The sequence below is a fragment of the Sodalis-like endosymbiont of Proechinophthirus fluctus genome (assembly GCF_001602625.1).
GTDB lineage: Bacteria > Pseudomonadota > Gammaproteobacteria > Enterobacterales > Enterobacteriaceae.
Genome location: NZ_LECR01000089.1, coordinates 1 through 2,532, shown reverse-complemented (window position 1 = coordinate 2,532; position 2,532 = coordinate 1). Strand labels below are relative to the sequence as shown.

Annotated in this window: 2 protein-coding genes; one reads left to right on the top strand and one right to left on the bottom strand. The window is 52.6% G+C overall.

Translation table 11 applies throughout. The features are described 5' to 3' along the window. Window positions 1-36 precede the first annotated feature (36 nt). Window positions 37-825, bottom strand: coding sequence for an enoyl-ACP reductase FabI (gene fabI / locus BG74_RS08720; protein ID WP_066596536.1), 789 nt, complete (start codon window positions 823-825; stop codon window positions 37-39). An 882-nt stretch (window positions 826-1,707) separates the two neighbouring features. Here fabI (BG74_RS08720) and fabI (BG74_RS08710) point away from each other — a divergent pair. Beyond that, window positions 1,708-2,496 carry an enoyl-ACP reductase FabI gene (gene fabI / locus BG74_RS08710; RefSeq protein ID WP_066596536.1) on the top strand — a complete coding sequence of 263 codons (789 nt, stop codon included), beginning with the start codon at window positions 1,708-1,710 and terminating at the stop codon, window positions 2,494-2,496. Window positions 2,497-2,532 lie beyond the last annotated feature (36 nt).

Here is a 2,532-nt window from a genome sequence, read left to right as displayed (position 1 = left end):
CTAGGAAAGGGGCCGAACTTCCGACCCACGAAGCGATTAATCTAGGTCAAGATCGTTCATGGCGGAGATATTAAAGCCACCATCCACATGCACCACCTCGCCGGTGATGCCAGCCGACAGATCGGAGCACAGGAAAGCAACGGCATTGCCGACGTCCTCAATGGTTATTGCGCGGCGAATTGGTATCACCGACTCGCAGTAGGACAGCATCTTTTTAAAGTTCTTGATGCCGGATGCGGCCAGAGTGCGGATAGGACCCGCGGAAATGGCATTCACACGCACACCTTGCGGCCCCATAGCGTTGGCCATATAACGGGTATTGGCCTCTAGAGAGGCTTTGGCCAGGCCCATGACATTATAGTTGGGGATGGCGCGTTCTGCGCCCAGGTAGGTCAGCGTCACCAAAGCAGCGTTGAGATTAAGCATTGGTCGGCAGGCTTTTGCCATGGCGACGAGGCTGTAGGAGCTGATATCGTGCGCGATGGCGAAACCTTCGCGAGTCACGGCGTTCACATAATCGCCGTCCAATTGGTCGCCGGGGGCATAAGCGATGGCATGTACGAAACCGTCAAACGTCGGCCAGATATTGGCTAGACGGGTGAACAGCGCTTCTATACTGGCATCTTCCGCCACGTCGCACGGCAGCACGATGCTGGAATTGAAACCGGCAGCAAATCCTTCCACCCGTAATTTCAATTTGTCATTCTGGTAAGTGAAAGCCAGCTCCGCCCCCTCACGGTGCATAGCCTGAGCGATGCCATATGCAATTGAACGGTTGCTGGCAACGCCAGTCACCAGAATACGCTTACCGATAAGAAAACCCATAGCATTTTACTCAGCAAGTGCTGCCGACCGCGGCAGAGGAGTCCTAGAGGCATCGATCATCTGCCCTTGTCTAACATCTCAACACCCATCACCCCTGGCACGGCATCAACGGCGTTGATTACCTTTTTTCGACAGTTTGCAATTCCCTTAAACAGTGCAATGCGTAAAATGTATCACAACGACACTGTGAAGTTCCATTTAGAAAGCCATGACGCCTAATTTTTATAGCATATGGAAACTCACCGCTAGTGCTGTCGGTGGAATATTCTGACAGGCTTATTACGGCTCTAGCAGCCATCAGGAGCAGTTGGATAGCCTACCGGTCAGTACCGGGTCGTTTATGCTCAATGAATACCACTCTGTACAATTTATCTGTCTCACCCGCTATGAAAATTATTGGCACTGAAAGCTGTGTATGGCGCAGCAAGTGGTGATCGTTTAAGTTTGGGCAGGATCGGACGTTTATCACGGCTTTTGACCAGCAAATGCGATGTTTTTTGTCCTATCCCGCCAACAGCCAGTTATCCATTCTGCGCGACGATCCTCGCCTGCGGCTGATATTGCGCCCCGGGATGAATATCGCTTACCCGACCTGACGCGCAAGCTGCTGCCTGACGCTGGACGATATCCGTATCCGACTGTGACACGCATCGCTCTGGCGATCAATAATCTGTGGCTGATGATATAATCCATCTATTACGGTACCGCCGAAACCATCATGCTTGGCAAACCGTCGTGCGACAGGACATGATGTGTCAACGATATTTCAGGAGCCGTAACATGCTACACTTCTCCGCCGGGTTTATCAACGAAGAGCGTTGCTGCACGGGTTCATCTCTGGGCACAAAATTACATGAAATAATGATCACAAGGATTAATGCTATGGGTTTTCTTATCGGTAAGCGTATTCTGGTGACTGGCGTTGCCAGCAACCGTTCAATTGCATATGGCATCGCTCAGGCTATGCACCGTGAGGGGGCGGAGCTGGCTTTCACTTACCAGAATGACAAATTGAAATTACGGGTGGAAGGATTTGCTGCCGGTTTCAATTCCAGCATCGTGCTGCCGTGCGACGTGGCGGAAGATGCCAGTATAGAAGCGCTGTTCACCCGTCTAGCCAATATCTGGCCGACGTTTGACGGTTTCGTACATGCCATCGCTTATGCCCCCGGCGACCAATTGGACGGCGATTATGTGAACGCCGTGACTCGCGAAGGTTTCGCCATCGCGCACGATATCAGCTCCTACAGCCTCGTCGCCATGGCAAAAGCCTGCCGACCAATGCTTAATCTCAACGCTGCTTTGGTGACGCTGACCTACCTGGGCGCAGAACGCGCCATCCCCAACTATAATGTCATGGGCCTGGCCAAAGCCTCTCTAGAGGCCAATACCCGTTATATGGCCAACGCTATGGGGCCGCAAGGTGTGCGTGTGAATGCCATTTCCGCGGGTCCTATCCGCACTCTGGCCGCATCCGGCATCAAGAACTTTAAAAAGATGCTGTCCTACTGCGAGTCGGTGATACCAATTCGCCGCGCAATAACCATTGAGGACGTCGGCAATGCCGTTGCTTTCCTGTGCTCCGATCTGTCGGCTGGCATCACCGGCGAGGTGGTGCATGTGGATGGTGGCTTTAATATCTCCGCCATGAACGATCTTGACCTAGATTAATCGCTTCGTGGGTCGGAAGTTCGGCCCCTTTCCTAG

Excerpts from the sequence above, each read along its gene's own strand:
- fabI (WP_066596536.1), top strand. The coding sequence starts at position 1,708 with ATGGGTTTTCTTATCGGTAAGCGTATTCTGGTGACTGGCGTTGCCAGC.
- fabI (WP_066596536.1), bottom strand. The coding sequence starts at position 825 with ATGGGTTTTCTTATCGGTAAGCGTATTCTGGTGACTGGCGTTGCCAGC.